We start from the raw sequence: 13,354 nt of genomic DNA on the forward strand, positions 1-13,354 counted from the left end.
AGGGGCGGTTGCCCGCCCCTCTCAGGTGCGACTTGAACCTGAATCACCGAACGTATTTCAGGACAGCATCAAGCAGTTGCAATACAGCAACAATGAGTTTGAGGACAAGTATGACCATATCCACGACGCTCATACGCGTCTCCTTTTGGTTAAAAGGAGCACGATGCTGGCGTACCTTTCCGCCGCCTGTGGCCAGCACCTGGATTGACGTAACACAGTGTGCTCACTTCAGGGGTTAAGGCACTGACGGCACCACCCGTTTCAGCCAGGACTTCGTTGCGCCGGTAAACTGCGGCCCCCTCGCTCACTGCGAACACCCTCAGTATAGATAAATACTGTATGTATGAACAGTATTTTATGGACAAAATTTGGAAGGCGATCCATACTCAAAAACGTCAAAATCCGTGCCGGAATTGCGCGTTCGTCTTCGATCGCGTATACTTTTCGCGTTGACGTAACACAGTGTGTTCTGCGGCAACCAACCGCAAAACCCTGATAAAAACCTCGCTTAGGCGGGGTTTTTTGTTTTCTGACGAAGTGAAAATAGTATCCTTCGTTGACTTATTGGCAACAGGTGTTATCGTTGCCATAATGGCAATGGACGCGGCAGGCAAGCAGGATGCATTTAATCTCAATGAAGGCAATTTTGGATGCGGTAAGCCAGTTCCCGCAACACAGAGAAGAGCTTCTCTTTTTAGGACGAGTTATTGAAAAGAGCCACTGCCCGACGCCCGCTGCACTGAGAAAACTTTTCCCAACGCTGGATAACTTCAAGTATCTTGATAAGCATTATGTTATTGATATTGCAAATAACAATCTCAGAGTAGTGGCTCTCATATTCTTTGAAAGCCAAAAGTTTTATGTGCGCCATGTTTTTACTCATAAGGAATATGACCGTTTTACGGAGAAACATCGCACTAAGGGGAAGAAATGATGATCGTCGCTGATGCAATGAAAGCTACGCACGCCCTTGTTGCGGCCGTTCCTTTACTGGGTGAACAGCCGAGCGAGAAAGATTATAAGGATGCGCTTGAGCTGGTTGAGTATCTCCTTATGAACGAGCCCAATAGCCCCTTGCTGGATATTGTGTGCGCCAGAATTAGCCGTTACGAAGCTAATCGGCCAGAGATAGTCGCATTACGCAAGGAGATGGAGTCCTTTCCCGTCGGAATTGCAGTTTTAAGAACCTTGATGGATCAATACAATCTGACGATATCGGATTTTAAGGATGAAATTGGTAGTAAATCGATGGTTTCACGGGTTCTGAATGGTCAGAGACAGCTTACCCTGAACCATATTAAAAAGCTGGCGGCCAGATTTGGGGTATCACCTGCGTTATTTATTGAGTGAGTAAAAACCCTTTATTGAGTGTCACCACCCAACAAACAAAACGTGATCCCTGACGCATTTTTGCGCAGATGAAAATATTTCCATTGTCACATCCGAAAACCTGTGTTTGTATAAATTCAATCAATGATTCCAAACACAGGTCCCCAATGACTTCATCCATCTTCACTTCGACCCTACTAAAAACTGCGCAACCTGCCGCAGTGGTCGTCGTGCGTGTGGTGGTGGTCGTCGGCAATGCGCCGTAGGGACTGGATCAACACACGAATCCAAAACCCCGCCGGCGCAAACCGGGCGGGGTTTTTCGTTTAGGACCCTCCCCGGAAGGCTGGCTCAGAAGAAAAGGACTGGAGCATGGCAAGTTCGGGCACAACATCCACCAAGACGCGTTTTACAGGCGCGCAGCTGATTGTTCATTTACTGGAACGACAGGGCATCACCACCGTTGCGGGCATCCCGGGTGGGACCGTACTGCCGCTGTATGATGCGTTAAGCCAAAGCACACAGATCCGCCACGTGCTGGCGCGCCACGAGCAGGGCGCAGGCTTTATCGCCCAGGGCATGGCGCGTACCCAGGGTAAACCGGCGGTCTGTATGGCCTGTAGCGGGCCGGGCGCCACTAACCTGGTGACCGCCATCGCCGACGCGCGTCTCGACTCCATTCCGCTGATCTGCATTACCGGCCAGGTACCGTCCTCGATGATCGGCACCGATGCGTTCCAGGAAGTCGATACCTACGGCATCTCTATCCCCATCACCAAACATAACTATTTAGTTCGCGATATCAGCGAGCTGCCTCAGGTGATCAGCGATGCGTTTCGCATTGCCCAGTCTGGCCGCCCGGGCCCGGTGTGGATAGACATTCCTAAGGATGTCCAGACCGCAGAAATTGAAATCGACGTTCTGCCGGAGCCGAGTGACCGTGCCCCCGCGCCAGAATTCAGCGCTGAGAGCGTGCGCGATGCGGCGGCGATGATCAACGCCGCCAAACGCCCGGTGCTCTATCTGGGCGGCGGGACGATCAACGCTGCGGATGAAATCCGCCAGTTCGCTGAAAAAGCTAATTTGCCCACCACTATGACCCTGATGGCGCTGGGTATGCTGCCAAAAGCGCACCCGCTCTCTCTCGGCATGCTGGGCATGCACGGCGCGCGCAGCACCAACTACATCCTGCAAGAGGCGGATTTGCTGATAGTTATGGGGGCGCGTTTTGATGACCGGGCGATTGGCAAAACCGAGCAGTTCTGCCCGAACGCCAAAATCATTCACGTGGATATCGACCGCGCCGAGTTGGGTAAAATCAAGCAGCCGCACGTGGCGATCCAGGGCGACGTGGCCGAGGTGCTGGCGCAGCTGATCCCGCAGACGGAGGCAACCGACCGCGCCGACTGGCGCCAGCTGGTGGCCGATCTGCAACGGGAGTTCCCGGGCGCTATCCCAACCGAGGGCGACCCGCTGAGCCACTATGGTCTTATCAACGCCGTCGCCGCCTGCGTGGATGACAGCGCGATTATCACCACCGACGTCGGCCAGCATCAGATGTGGACCGCTCAGGCGTATCCGCTGAACCGTCCGCGTCAGTGGCTGACCTCCGGCGGCCTTGGCACCATGGGCTTCGGCCTGCCAGCAGCGGTTGGCGCGGCGCTCGCCAACCCGGACCGCAAGGTGATCTGCTTCTCCGGTGACGGCAGCCTGATGATGAATATTCAGGAGATGGCGACGGCGGCCGAAAACCAGTTAGACGTCAAAATCATTCTGATGAACAACGAGGCGCTGGGTCTGGTGCACCAGCAGCAGAGCCTGTTCTACAAGCAGGGCGTGTTTGCGGCGACCTATCCGGGGATGATCAACTTTATGCAGATTGCCGCTGGTTTTGGCCTGCACACCTGCGATCTGAACGCCGAAGAAGATGCCCACGCGGCGTTGCAGGATGCGATTTCTCGCCCTGGCCCGGCGCTGATCCACGTGCGTATCGACCCTGAACAAAAAGTGTATCCGATGGTGCCGCCGGGTGCGGCAAATACTGAGATGGTGGGGGAATAAGCCATGCAGAAACAATGTGATAACGTCATTCTGGAACTCACCGTCCGCAACCACCCAGGCGTCATGACCCACGTCTGTGGGCTCTTTGCCCGTCGGGCGTTTAACGTGGAAGGCATTCTGTGCCTGCCGATTCAGGGCAGCGAGCACAGCCGCATCTGGCTACTGGTGAACGACGACCAGCGTCTGGAGCAGATGATGGCGCAGATCGACAAGCTGGAGGACGTCACCAAAGTGGCACGCAACCAGTCCGATCCCACCATGTTTAACAAAATTGCGGTGTTTTTTGAGTAAATCACTTAAGGTAAGAGGCTTTTGCCGGATGGCGCTGCGCTTATCCGGCCTGCAAGGACGTTACACGTAGGCCGGATAAGGCGTTTGCGCCGCCATCCGGCGCGTTCACGCATCAGGATCAAACCATGACCACCATCGCCCTTATCGACGACCACCTTATCGTTCGCTCCGGCTTTGCCCAGCTTTTAAACCTCGAACCGGATTTTCAGGTCGTGGCCGAGTTTGGCTCAGGACGCGAGGCGCTGGCGGGTCTGCCGGGACGCGGGGTGCAGGTCTGTATCTGCGATATCTCAATGCCGGACCTCTCCGGGCTGGAGCTGTTAAGCCAACTGCCGAAAGGGATGGCGACGATCATGCTCTCGGTCCACGACAGCCCGGCGCTGGTCGAGCAGGCGCTCAACGCGGGGGCGCGCGGGTTTCTCTCTAAACGCTGTAGCCCGGACGAGCTGATTGCCGCCGTGCGTACCGTCTCCACCGGCGGCTGCTACCTGACGCCGGATATTGCCATCAAGCTGGCGGCGGGACGGCAGGATCCGCTCACCAGACGCGAGCGCCAGGTGGCAGAGAAACTTGCCCAGGGCATGTCGGTGAAAGAGATTGCCGTAGAGCTGGGGCTGTCGCCAAAGACCGTTCACGTTCATCGCGCCAACCTGATGGAAAAACTCAACGTCAGTAACGATGTCGAGCTGGCGCGCCGTATGTTTGATAGCTGGCAATGAACTCCCTGTTTTCGCGGCTGATCGCCGTTGTTGCCAGCTTTTTCATCTTCTCCGCCGCGTGGTTCTGTCTGTGGAGTATCAGCCTGCATCTTGTCGAGCGCCCGGAGCTGGCGGTGCTGCTGTTCCCCTTTGGCCTGCGGCTGGGGCTAATGCTGCAATGCCCGCGCGGCTACTGGCCGGTGCTGCTGGGCGCAGAGTGGCTGATGCTGATCTGGCTGGCGCAGGAAGTGGCCCTCGCGCACCTGCCTTTATTGATGACCGGAAGCCTGCTCACGCTTATCCCGGTCGCCCTGATTTCCCGCTACCGTCACCAGCGCGACTGGCGCACGCTGCTGCGTCAGGGTGCGGCGCTGATTGCCGCCGCGCTGTTGCAGTCCCTGCCGTGGGTGGGTGAAAAGGAGGGGCTCAACGCCCTGCTGCTGACCCTCACCGGCGGCCTGACGCTGGCCCCGACCTGCCTTGTGATCTGGCATTACCTTACCAGCACCGTCTGGCAGCCGCTCGGCCCGGCGCTGGTCTCCCAGCCGGTGAACTGGCGCGCCCGGCACCTGATCTGGTATCTGCTGCTGTTTGTGGTGAGCCTGTGGTTGCAGCTTGGTCTGCCCGCTGAATTATCACGCTTCACGCCGTTTTGTCTGGCGCTGCCGATCATCGCCCTTGCCTGGCATTACGGCTGGCAGGGCGCATTGATCGCCACGCTGATGAACGCCATCGCGCTGATTGCCAGCCAGACCTGGCACGATCACCCGGTAGATCTGCTGCTCTCGCTGCTGGCCCAGAGCCTGACCGGGCTGCTGCTCGGCGCGGGCATACAGCGCCTGCGCGAGCTGAACCAGTCCCTCCAAGCCGAGCTGGCGCGCAACCGCCGTCTGGCGGAGCGTCTGCTGGAGACGGAAGAGAGCGTGCGCCAGGAGGTTGCTCGCGAATTGCACGATGATATCGGCCAGACCATCACCGCCATCCGCACCCAGGCGGGCATTGTTCAGCGCCTGGCGGCAGAAAACGCGGGCGTGAAGCAGGGCGGGGCGCATATCGAACAGCTTTCGCTGGGCGTCTATGATTCCGTTCGTCGCCTGTTAGGGCGGCTGCGCCCGCGCCAGCTTGACGATCTCTCGCTCGAGCAGGCAATACGCTCTCTGATGCGCGAGATGGAGCTGGAGAGCCGCGGGATTGTCAGCCATCTCGACTGGCGCATTAACGAACCTGCGCTGAGTGAAGGCCAGCGTGTGACGCTGTTCCGCGTCTGCCAGGAAGGGCTGAACAACATCGTCAAGCACGCCAGCGCCAGCGCGGTAACGATCCAGGGATGGCAGCAGGACGAGCGCCTGATGCTGGTGATTGAAGACGACGGCTGCGGCCTGCCGCCGGGCTCCGGCCAGCAGGGGTTTGGCCTGGCGGGCATGCGCGAGCGCGTAAAGGCGCTGGGCGGCACGCTGAGCATCTCCTGCACCCACGGGACGCGCGTCAGCGTCAGTTTGCCGTTAAGGACGCACCATGTTTAAAACCCCCGCCAGCGCCGCCCCGCTAAGCAACAAAGCGGAAATCGATGCCCGCTACCGCTACTGGCGTCGCCATATCCTGATTACCATCTGGCTCGGCTATGCGCTGTTCTATTTCACCCGCAAAAGCTTCAACGCCGCCGCGCCGGAAATCCTCGCCAGCGGCGTGATGACGCGCACCGATATCGGCCTGCTGGCGACGCTGTTTTACATCACCTACGGCCTGTCGAAGTTCTTCTCCGGCATCGTCAGCGACCGTTCCAACGCGCGCTATTTTATGGGCGTTGGGCTGATCGCCACCGGCGTGGTGAACATCCTGTTTGGCTTCTCCACCTCGCTGTGGGCCTTCGCCCTGCTGTGGGCGCTGAACGCCTTTTTCCAGGGCTGGGGCGCGCCGGTCTGCGCCCGCCTGCTCACCGCCTGGTATTCACGCAACGAGCGCGGCGGCTGGTGGGCGATATGGAATACCGCGCATAACGTCGGCGGGGCGCTGATCCCGATGGTGGTCGGCGCGGCGGCGCTGCACTACGGCTGGCGCGCGGGGATGATGATTGCCGGTGGCCTCGCGATTGTCGCCGGGCTGTTCCTCTGCTGGCGCCTGCGCGACAGGCCGCAAACCGTCGGCCTTCCACCGGTGGGCGACTGGCGGCACGACGAGATGGAGATCGCCCAGCAGCAGGAAGGCGCGGGGCTGTCCCGCCAGGAGATCCTCACCAAATACGTGCTGAAAAACCCGTACATCTGGCTGCTGTCGCTCTGCTACGTGCTGGTCTACGTGGTGCGTGCGGCCATCAACGACTGGGGCAACCTGTACATGTCCGAGACGCTCGGCGTGGACCTGGTGACCGCCAACTCGGCGGTGACGATGTTCGAGCTGGGCGGGTTTATCGGCGCGCTGGTGGCGGGCTGGGGCTCGGATAAGCTGTTCAACGGTAACCGCGGGCCGATGAACCTGATTTTTGCTGCCGGGATCTTACTCTCCGTCGGCTCGCTGTGGCTGATGCCGTTCGCCAGCTACGTGATGCAGGCGGCGTGCTTCTTCACCATCGGTTTTTTCGTCTTTGGCCCGCAGATGCTGATCGGCATGGCGGCGGCGGAGTGTTCCCACAAAGAGGCGGCAGGCGCGGCGACGGGCTTTGTCGGGCTGTTTGCCTACCTTGGCGCATCGCTCTCCGGCTGGCCGCTGGCGCGGGTGATCGACGTCTGGCACTGGAGCGGGTTCTTCGCGGTGATCGCCATCGCGGCGGGCATCTCCGCCCTGCTGTTGCTGCCGTTTTTGCACGCGCAGGCACCGCGCGAAGCGTGACGCGCCTCACCTTTTGCTGCCGAGAAGCGCAAAACTAAGAAATTTTCCCGGTTTCACCTGGACGCTGTCTCAGGCATCTCTCCTGGCTGGTTTTTACAATGCTGCAAAAATCAGCTCAGGAGTAACTCAGTCATGCTGGCCTTCTTAAATCAGGTGCGCAAGCCGACCCTGGAGCTGCCGCTCGACGTGCGGCGCAAGATGTGGTTCAAACCGTTCATGCAGTCTTATTTGGTGGTCTTCATCGGCTACCTGACCATGTACCTGATCCGCAAAAACTTTAACATCGCGCAGAACGACATGATCTCCACCTACGGGCTGAGCATGACGCAGCTGGGGATGATTGGCCTGGGCTTCTCCATCACCTACGGCGTGGGGAAAACGGTTGTGTCCTACTACGCGGACGGCAAAAATACCAAGCAGTTCCTGCCGTTTATGCTGATCCTCTCCGCTATCTGTATGCTCGGCTTCAGCGCCAGCATGGGCGCGGGCTCCGTCAGCCTGTTCCTGATGATCGCCTTCTACGCCCTGAGCGGTTTCTTCCAGAGTACCGGCGGGTCGTGCAGCTACTCCACCATCACCAAATGGACGCCGCGCCGCAAGCGGGGTTCGTACCTCGGCATGTGGAACATCTCCCACAACCTCGGCGGAGCGGGCGCGGCCGGCGTGGCGCTGTTCGGTGCGAACTACCTGTTCGACGGCCACGTGATTGGCATGTTTATCTTCCCGTCGATTATCGCCCTGATTGTCGGCTTTATCGGCCTGCGCTACGGCAGCGATTCCCCGGAATCCTACGGCCTCGGCAAAGCTGAAGAGCTGTTCGGGGAGGAGATCAGCGAGGAGGACAAAGAGACCGAAGAAAACGAGATGTCCAAATGGCAGATCTTTGTTGAGTACGTGCTGAAAAACAAAGTGATCTGGCTGCTCTGCTTCTCGAACATCTTCCTGTACGTGGTGCGTATCGGTATCGACCAGTGGTCCACCGTGTATGCCTTCCAGGAGCTGAAGCTCTCGAAAGAGGTGGCGATTCAGGGCTTCACCCTGTTCGAAGTAGGCGCGCTGGTCGGTACCCTGCTGTGGGGCTGGCTCTCGGACCTCGCCAACGGCCGTCGCGCGCTGGTGGCCTGCGTCGCGCTGGCGCTGATTATCGCCACGCTCGGCGTTTACCAGCACGCCAGCAACCAGTACGTTTACCTGGCGTCGCTGTTTGCGCTCGGCTTCCTGGTGTTCGGTCCGCAACTGCTGATCGGCGTGGCGGCGGTTGGCTTTGTGCCGAAAAAAGCGATCGGCGCAGCCGATGGGATTAAGGGCACCTTCGCTTACCTGATCGGCGACAGCTTCGCCAAGCTCGGTCTGGGCATGATCGCCGACGGCACGCCAATTTTCGGCCTCACCGGCTGGGCGGGCACCTTTGCCGCGCTGGATGCGGCAGCGATTGGCTGTATCGTCCTGATGGCGATGGTTGCGGTGCTGGAAGAGCGTAAGATCCGCCGCGAGAATCGTGCGCAGAAATTAAAAGTAGCCTGAGTGTGCAGGTAACTTCTTTGCCCGGTGTGTGATGCCGGGCTTTTTTATTTTTCACGGCCTGCCTTTTACCTTTACCCCGCTTTACACACCCGCTCCCCCGTATGCTCTACAGTTTTTTTTGCTGCCGCTTTTCGTGCAGCCTTAGCCCTTTTTGCTAACGGAGAGCTTGCATGTTGACCCGACGATTGTCCTGCCTGGCGCTGTTGATGGCGCTGGCCTCCCCCGCAATGGCCGCGAATGCCCCCACCTACGGCGAGAAGCTGGAAGGTTTTGACTACGGCTGGCCGGTAAAACACTTTACCTTTACCTCGCAGAACCAGCCTCTGGATATGGCTTACCTGGACGTGAAGCCGGAAAAACCCAACGGCCGCACCGTGGTGCTGATGCACGGAAAAAACTTCTGCGCCGGTACCTGGGACGGCACGATCCGCGCGCTTTCAGCCAGCGGGTATCGCGTGATCGCACCCGACCAGATCGGCTTCTGCAAATCCACCAAGCCGGAGCATTATCAGTACACCTTCCAGCAGCTGGCGGATAACACCCACGCGCTGCTGAAAACGCTGGGCGTCGATCGCGTGACGGTCATCGGCCATTCGACCGGCGGCATGCTGGCGACCCGCTACGCGCTGATGTGGCCGCAGCAGGTGGAGCAGCTGGTGATGGTGAACCCAATAGGGCTTGAAGACTGGAAAGCGCGCGGCGTGCCGCATATTACGGTCGACCAGTGGTACCAGCGCGAGTTGAAAGTCAGCGCCGACGGCATTCGTCAGTACGAGAAAAACACCTACTACGCCGGGGAGTGGAAGCCGGAGTACGAGCGCTGGGTCACCATGCTCGCCGGGCTGAACAACGGGCCGGGCAAAGCGCGCGTGGCGTGGAACTCGGCGCTGCTCTACGACATGATTTATACCCAGCCGGTCGTCTATGAATTTAACGAGCTGAAGATGCCGGTATTATTGATGATCGGCACGAAGGACAACACCGCCATCGGGAAAGATCTCGCCCCACCGGAGATCCGCAAGACGCTCGGCAATTACGCGGTGCTGGGTAAAGAGACGGCGAAGCGCATTCCGCACGCGACGCTGGTTGAATTTAACGACATGGGCCACGCGCCGCAGATGCAGGATCCTGCCCGCTTCCACGAGGCGCTGCTGAAAGGGCTTCAGGCGCGCTGACTGGTCTCCAGCAACAGCCCGCGCAGCCACGCCTGCGCGAGGTTGCGGTGCGTTCTGCCGTGCCAGGCCATGCTTTTGGTAAAACCGGGCACGGGAACCGGCGTCTCGCAGACGAACATCCCCGTCTGCTTTTCCGCTATGCGTGATGGCACAACGGCAATCATATCGCTGAGGGCCAGCACGTCCGGCAGGACTAAAAAGTTACTCACCGATAAGCCAACATGCCGCGTTCGGCCAGTTTTCTCCAGCGCGCCATCCGTTACGCCGCGAAAACCGTCGCCCTCGTAAGAGACCAGCACATGCTCCAGGGCGCAAAACCGGTCTAACGTCATGGGCTGTCCGGCATCCGGATGATCGGCACGCATCATGCAAACGTACCGTTCATCATAAAGCGCCCGGCTGTGAAGCTCGTCAGGCGTGGTGTGCGGGGTGATCAGCGCCACGTCGACAGAGCCTTGTTCGAGCTGGCTGACCAGACGGTCAGATTCCACAGGCACCACGCGCACGCGAATACCCGGCGCCTGCACCTTAAGCGCAGCGATAAACGGCACGACGACCGCGCGCAGGGCGTAGTCGGTCGCGGCAAGCGTGAAGGTGAACGTTGCGGTGAGCGGATCAAAGGCGATCGGCTGAAGCAGCTCGTCGATATCTGCCAGAATGCGTTTGACGGGAGCCGCCATTGCTTCCGCCCGGGTGGTAGGCACGATGCCGTGCGGCGCGCGGATAAACAGCGGGTCTTCAAAGTAATCCCGCAGGCGGTTAAGCATGCCGCTTACCGCTGGCTGGGTCAGGGCAAGACGCGCCGCCGCGCGGGTGACGCTGCGTTCGTCCAGCAGGGCATCCAGCGTTTTCAGCAGGTTAAGATCCAGCGTGCGCAGATCCGCTTTCATGACGTTTTTCCACCTCTTTTCCGTTTACTATTATGGCGCTGCCCGCTGTTGACGCGCTGCGTTTCCCGCTATGATGGGCGGCTAGTCTAAGGAGAACGCATGGTCTGGATAATGCTGGCAACGCTTGCCGTGGTGTTTGTGGTTGGATTTCGTGTCCTGACCTCAGACTCCCGCCGCGCCATCAAACGTTTAAGCGAGCGGCTGGGGATCACCCCGATGCCGGTCGAGTCGATGATTGACCAGTTCGGTAAAACGCCGGGCAATGAGTTTATCCGCTATCTTGAACGCCCCGACGAGGCGCATCTGCTAAATGCCGCTCAGGTGCTGCTGATCTGGCAGGTCTGCATCGTCGACGCCAGCGAAGAGAATCTGCATACCTGGCACCGCATGCTGCGTAAAGCCCGTCTGGCCGCGCCGATCACCGACGCGCAAATCCGCCTCGCGCTCGGCTTTATGCGCGAGATAGAGCCTGACCCGCAGGAGCTTAACGCCTTCCAGCTGCGCTACAACCAGCTTTTCCTGCCGGAAGAGGGCGTGTTTTACCTGCACTGATATCACGAAACGCGATGAAGAGTATAAAGCATCGTCATTAGATTTATATCACCCGCAGGCGCACCATCACCTTATCAACTAACCGATGAGGTGAACCATGAAACAATCCGCCATTATCTGGCCGAACGACTACCTGCCCGGCACCACCGATAACTTTGCCTCCAACGAAATCATCGTCGCCGGGCTGAGCGCAAAAGAGATTTGGGCGCAGCTCAACGACACCACCCTGTGGCCGAACTACTACAGCAACGCCGAAGATATCCGTTTTCACGACGGCAGCGGCCCGGCGCTGAGCGCCAACGCCCGCTTCCGCTTCACCACCTTTGGCTTCCCGGTTGAGGCGCAGGTGACGGAGTATGTTCCGCCCGTGGAGGGCGAAGCCGCGCGTATCGCGTGGCACGGTTGGGTAGAAGGGGATGCAAATTCGCGTCTGGACGTGATCCACGCCTGGCTGTTTGAAGACCTGCCGGGAAACCGCGTGCGCATTCTGACTCAGGAGTCGCAGAAAGGCGTGCCGGCGCAGGAATTAGCGCGCACGGTGCCGAACCCAATGATTAACGGGCATCAGGAGTGGATCGTGGGATTAGCGAATGCCGCTCTTAAGGCTCGCGGGTAATTTTGCCCGGTGGCGCTTTGCTTACCGGGCCTACAAGCCCGTAGGCCGGCGCAAGCGCAGCGCCGCCCGGCATTAAAAAACGACAAAAGTTGTCGAAACGTTAAATTCGTCACACTTTTGATGATAAACTGCGCGACTTTTCCGCACGTTTTTATCTTCAGGTGATGCCATGACAGAACATACCCAGCCCACGACTACACCGCAGGCCAAAGAGGTTTCACGCCCCAACTGGTCGGCGGTTTTCTCCGTGGCATTTTGCGTCGCCTGCCTGATCACCGTCGAGTTCCTGCCGGTCAGCCTGCTGACGCCGATGGCGCAGGATCTGGGCATTTCCGAGGGCGTGGCGGGGCAGTCCGTGACCGTCACCGCGTTTGTGGCGATGTTCGCCAGCCTGTTTATCACCCAGGCGATCGGCACCATCGACCGCCGCAAGGTGGTCATTCTGTTCAGCGTGCTGCTGACGCTCTCCTGCCTGCTGGTTTCTTTCGCTGAAAGCTTCACCCTGCTGCTGCTCGGCCGTGCCTGCCTGGGGCTGGGATTAGGCGGCTTCTGGGCGATGTCGGCCTCGCTGACCATGCGCCTGGTGCCCGCGCGTACGGTGCCAAAAGCCTTGTCCGTCATCTTCGGCGCGGTCTCCATCGCGCTGGTGATCGCCGCGCCGCTGGGCAGTTTCCTCGGTGGAATTATCGGCTGGCGCAACGTCTTTAACGCGGCGGCGGTGATGGGCGTGCTGTGTATTATCTGGGTGTGGAAGGCGCTGCCGTCCCTTCCGGGGGAAGCGGCGCACCACAAACAGAACATGTTCGCGCTGCTGAAGCGCCCGGGCGTGCTGGCGGGGATGACCGCCATCTTCATGGCCTTTGCCGGGCAGTTTGCTTTCTTCACCTATATCCGCCCGGTGTATATGACCATGGCGGGCTTTGACGTGGACGGCCTGACGCTGGTGCTCCTGAGCTTCGGGATCGCCAGTTTTGTCGGCACCTCGCTGTCGTCCCAGTTCCTGAAGCGCTCCCTGAAGGTGGCGCTGGCGGGTGCCCCGCTGGTGCTGGCGATCAGCGCCGCGGCGCTGGTGTTGTGGGGCAGCGATAAGTGGGTGGCTTCGGCGATCGCGATTATCTGGGGCTTTGCCTTTGCGCTGGTGCCGGTGGGCTGGTCGACGTGGATCACCCGCTCGCTTGCCGATCAGGCGGAAAAAGCCGGGTCGATTCAGGTGGCGGTGATCCAGCTGGCGAATACCTGCGGCGCGGCGGTGGGCGGCGTAGCGCTCGACCACCTGGGGCTGACCTCGCCGCTGGTAATTTCCGGCACGCTGATGCTGCTGACCGCGCTGCTGGTGGCGGGGAAGGTTAAGGCGAAGTAGTGCTTTTCTCCCTCTCCCGTGGGAGAGGGTTG

At 59.5% G+C, this 13,354-nt stretch carries 15 protein-coding genes; 13 read left to right on the forward strand and 2 right to left on the reverse strand.

Annotated features, from left to right (window positions below):
* Window positions 1-43: 43 nt before the first annotated feature.
* Window positions 44-133, reverse strand: coding sequence for a type I toxin-antitoxin system toxin TisB (gene tisB, locus FZF21_RS22305; protein ID WP_017383683.1), 90 nt, complete (start codon window positions 131-133; stop codon window positions 44-46).
* Window positions 134-619: 486 nt separating this feature from the next.
* On the opposite strand from tisB, the gene FZF21_RS00175 reads away from it, so the two are divergent.
* The 10 genes from FZF21_RS00175 (at window position 620) to FZF21_RS00220 (ending at window position 9,904) form a co-directional block, all read left to right on the forward strand.
* Window positions 620-934 carry a type II toxin-antitoxin system HigB family toxin gene (locus FZF21_RS00175; RefSeq protein ID WP_023302825.1) on the forward strand — a complete coding sequence of 105 codons (315 nt, stop codon included), beginning with the start codon at window positions 620-622 and terminating at the stop codon, window positions 932-934.
* Window positions 934-1,350 (forward strand): helix-turn-helix domain-containing protein, encoded by a 417-nt coding sequence (locus FZF21_RS00180; protein WP_047737389.1) that lies wholly within the window; start codon window positions 934-936, stop codon window positions 1,348-1,350. The genes FZF21_RS00175 and FZF21_RS00180 overlap by 1 nt, the downstream gene beginning before the upstream one ends.
* A 146-nt stretch (window positions 1,351-1,496) precedes the next feature.
* Window positions 1,497-1,595 (forward strand): ilvB operon leader peptide IvbL, encoded by a 99-nt coding sequence (gene ivbL / locus FZF21_RS00185; protein WP_057979964.1) that lies wholly within the window; start codon window positions 1,497-1,499, stop codon window positions 1,593-1,595.
* A 106-nt stretch (window positions 1,596-1,701) separates the two neighbouring features.
* Complete coding sequence (gene ilvB / locus FZF21_RS00190; RefSeq protein ID WP_032668900.1) at window positions 1,702-3,390, forward strand: acetolactate synthase large subunit; 1,689 nt, start codon at window positions 1,702-1,704, stop codon at window positions 3,388-3,390.
* 3 nt (window positions 3,391-3,393) lie between these two features.
* The gene (gene ilvN / locus FZF21_RS00195; protein ID WP_015570113.1) at window positions 3,394-3,681 is read left to right on the forward strand and encodes an acetolactate synthase small subunit; all 288 of its coding nucleotides are present in this window, start codon (window positions 3,394-3,396) and stop codon (window positions 3,679-3,681) included.
* Between the two features lie 125 nt (window positions 3,682-3,806).
* Window positions 3,807-4,400, forward strand: coding sequence for a transcriptional regulator UhpA (uhpA, locus tag FZF21_RS00200; protein ID WP_003861054.1), 594 nt, complete (start codon window positions 3,807-3,809; stop codon window positions 4,398-4,400).
* On the forward strand, window positions 4,397-5,902 hold the full coding sequence (uhpB, locus tag FZF21_RS00205; RefSeq protein ID WP_126542953.1) for a signal transduction histidine-protein kinase/phosphatase UhpB: 1,506 nt from the start codon (window positions 4,397-4,399) through the stop codon (window positions 5,900-5,902). Before uhpA ends, uhpB begins: the two co-directional genes overlap by 4 nt.
* Entirely contained in the window at window positions 5,895-7,205 is a 1,311-nt protein-coding gene (locus FZF21_RS00210) for an MFS transporter (RefSeq protein WP_017383677.1), read from the forward strand. Before uhpB ends, FZF21_RS00210 begins: the two co-directional genes overlap by 8 nt.
* 132 nt (window positions 7,206-7,337) lie before the next feature.
* On the forward strand, window positions 7,338-8,729 hold the full coding sequence (gene uhpT / locus FZF21_RS00215) for a hexose-6-phosphate:phosphate antiporter (protein WP_126506923.1): 1,392 nt from the start codon (window positions 7,338-7,340) through the stop codon (window positions 8,727-8,729).
* A gap of 170 nt (window positions 8,730-8,899) precedes the next feature.
* Complete coding sequence (locus tag FZF21_RS00220; RefSeq protein WP_032667760.1) at window positions 8,900-9,904, forward strand: alpha/beta hydrolase; 1,005 nt, start codon at window positions 8,900-8,902, stop codon at window positions 9,902-9,904.
* On the opposite strand, the gene FZF21_RS00225 is transcribed toward FZF21_RS00220, so the two are convergent.
* Window positions 9,892-10,794 carry a LysR family transcriptional regulator gene (locus tag FZF21_RS00225; protein ID WP_015570111.1) on the reverse strand — a complete coding sequence of 301 codons (903 nt, stop codon included), beginning with the start codon at window positions 10,792-10,794 and terminating at the stop codon, window positions 9,892-9,894. The two genes, FZF21_RS00220 and FZF21_RS00225, sit on opposite strands and share 13 nt — an antisense overlap.
* Window positions 10,795-10,893: 99 nt before the next feature.
* Here FZF21_RS00225 and FZF21_RS00230 point away from each other — a divergent pair, with 99 nt between their 5' ends.
* The 3 genes from FZF21_RS00230 (at window position 10,894) to nepI (ending at window position 13,322) form a co-directional block, all read left to right on the forward strand.
* A complete protein-coding gene (locus tag FZF21_RS00230) occupies window positions 10,894-11,346 on the forward strand; it encodes a DUF1198 domain-containing protein (RefSeq protein WP_045333531.1) in 453 nt (150 codons plus the stop codon).
* Window positions 11,347-11,443: 97 nt separating this feature from the next.
* Window positions 11,444-11,962 carry an SRPBCC domain-containing protein gene (locus FZF21_RS00235; protein ID WP_017694007.1) on the forward strand — a complete coding sequence of 173 codons (519 nt, stop codon included), beginning with the start codon at window positions 11,444-11,446 and terminating at the stop codon, window positions 11,960-11,962.
* 169 nt (window positions 11,963-12,131) lie between these two features.
* Window positions 12,132-13,322, forward strand: coding sequence for a purine ribonucleoside efflux pump NepI (nepI, locus tag FZF21_RS00240; protein WP_023302830.1), 1,191 nt, complete (start codon window positions 12,132-12,134; stop codon window positions 13,320-13,322).
* Window positions 13,323-13,354 lie beyond the last annotated feature (32 nt).

This window comes from Enterobacter sp. LU1 (genome assembly GCF_008271405.2).
Taxonomy (GTDB): domain Bacteria; phylum Pseudomonadota; class Gammaproteobacteria; order Enterobacterales; family Enterobacteriaceae; genus Enterobacter; species Enterobacter hormaechei_C.

Bases quoted from the DNA above. Each gene is read 5' to 3' on its own strand.
- FZF21_RS00210 (WP_017383677.1), top strand. From the start codon at position 5,895: ATGTTTAAAACCCCCGCCAGCGCCGCCCCGCTAAGCAACAAAGCGGAA.
- ilvN (WP_015570113.1), top strand. From the start codon at position 3,394: ATGCAGAAACAATGTGATAACGTCATTCTGGAACTCACCGTCCGCAAC.
- ivbL (WP_057979964.1), top strand. From the start codon at position 1,497: ATGACTTCATCCATCTTCACTTCGACCCTACTAAAAACTGCGCAACCT.
- uhpB (WP_126542953.1), top strand. From the start codon at position 4,397: ATGAACTCCCTGTTTTCGCGGCTGATCGCCGTTGTTGCCAGCTTTTTC.
- FZF21_RS00175 (WP_023302825.1), top strand. From the start codon at position 620: ATGCATTTAATCTCAATGAAGGCAATTTTGGATGCGGTAAGCCAGTTC.
- FZF21_RS00225 (WP_015570111.1), bottom strand. From the start codon at position 10,794: ATGAAAGCGGATCTGCGCACGCTGGATCTTAACCTGCTGAAAACGCTG.
- nepI (WP_023302830.1), top strand. From the start codon at position 12,132: ATGACAGAACATACCCAGCCCACGACTACACCGCAGGCCAAAGAGGTT.
- FZF21_RS00180 (WP_047737389.1), top strand. From the start codon at position 934: ATGATCGTCGCTGATGCAATGAAAGCTACGCACGCCCTTGTTGCGGCC.
- uhpT (WP_126506923.1), top strand. From the start codon at position 7,338: ATGCTGGCCTTCTTAAATCAGGTGCGCAAGCCGACCCTGGAGCTGCCG.
- FZF21_RS00235 (WP_017694007.1), top strand. From the start codon at position 11,444: ATGAAACAATCCGCCATTATCTGGCCGAACGACTACCTGCCCGGCACC.
- uhpA (WP_003861054.1), top strand. From the start codon at position 3,807: ATGACCACCATCGCCCTTATCGACGACCACCTTATCGTTCGCTCCGGC.
- FZF21_RS00220 (WP_032667760.1), top strand. From the start codon at position 8,900: ATGTTGACCCGACGATTGTCCTGCCTGGCGCTGTTGATGGCGCTGGCC.
- tisB (WP_017383683.1), bottom strand. From the start codon at position 133: ATGAGCGTCGTGGATATGGTCATACTTGTCCTCAAACTCATTGTTGCT.
- ilvB (WP_032668900.1), top strand. From the start codon at position 1,702: ATGGCAAGTTCGGGCACAACATCCACCAAGACGCGTTTTACAGGCGCG.
- FZF21_RS00230 (WP_045333531.1), top strand. From the start codon at position 10,894: ATGGTCTGGATAATGCTGGCAACGCTTGCCGTGGTGTTTGTGGTTGGA.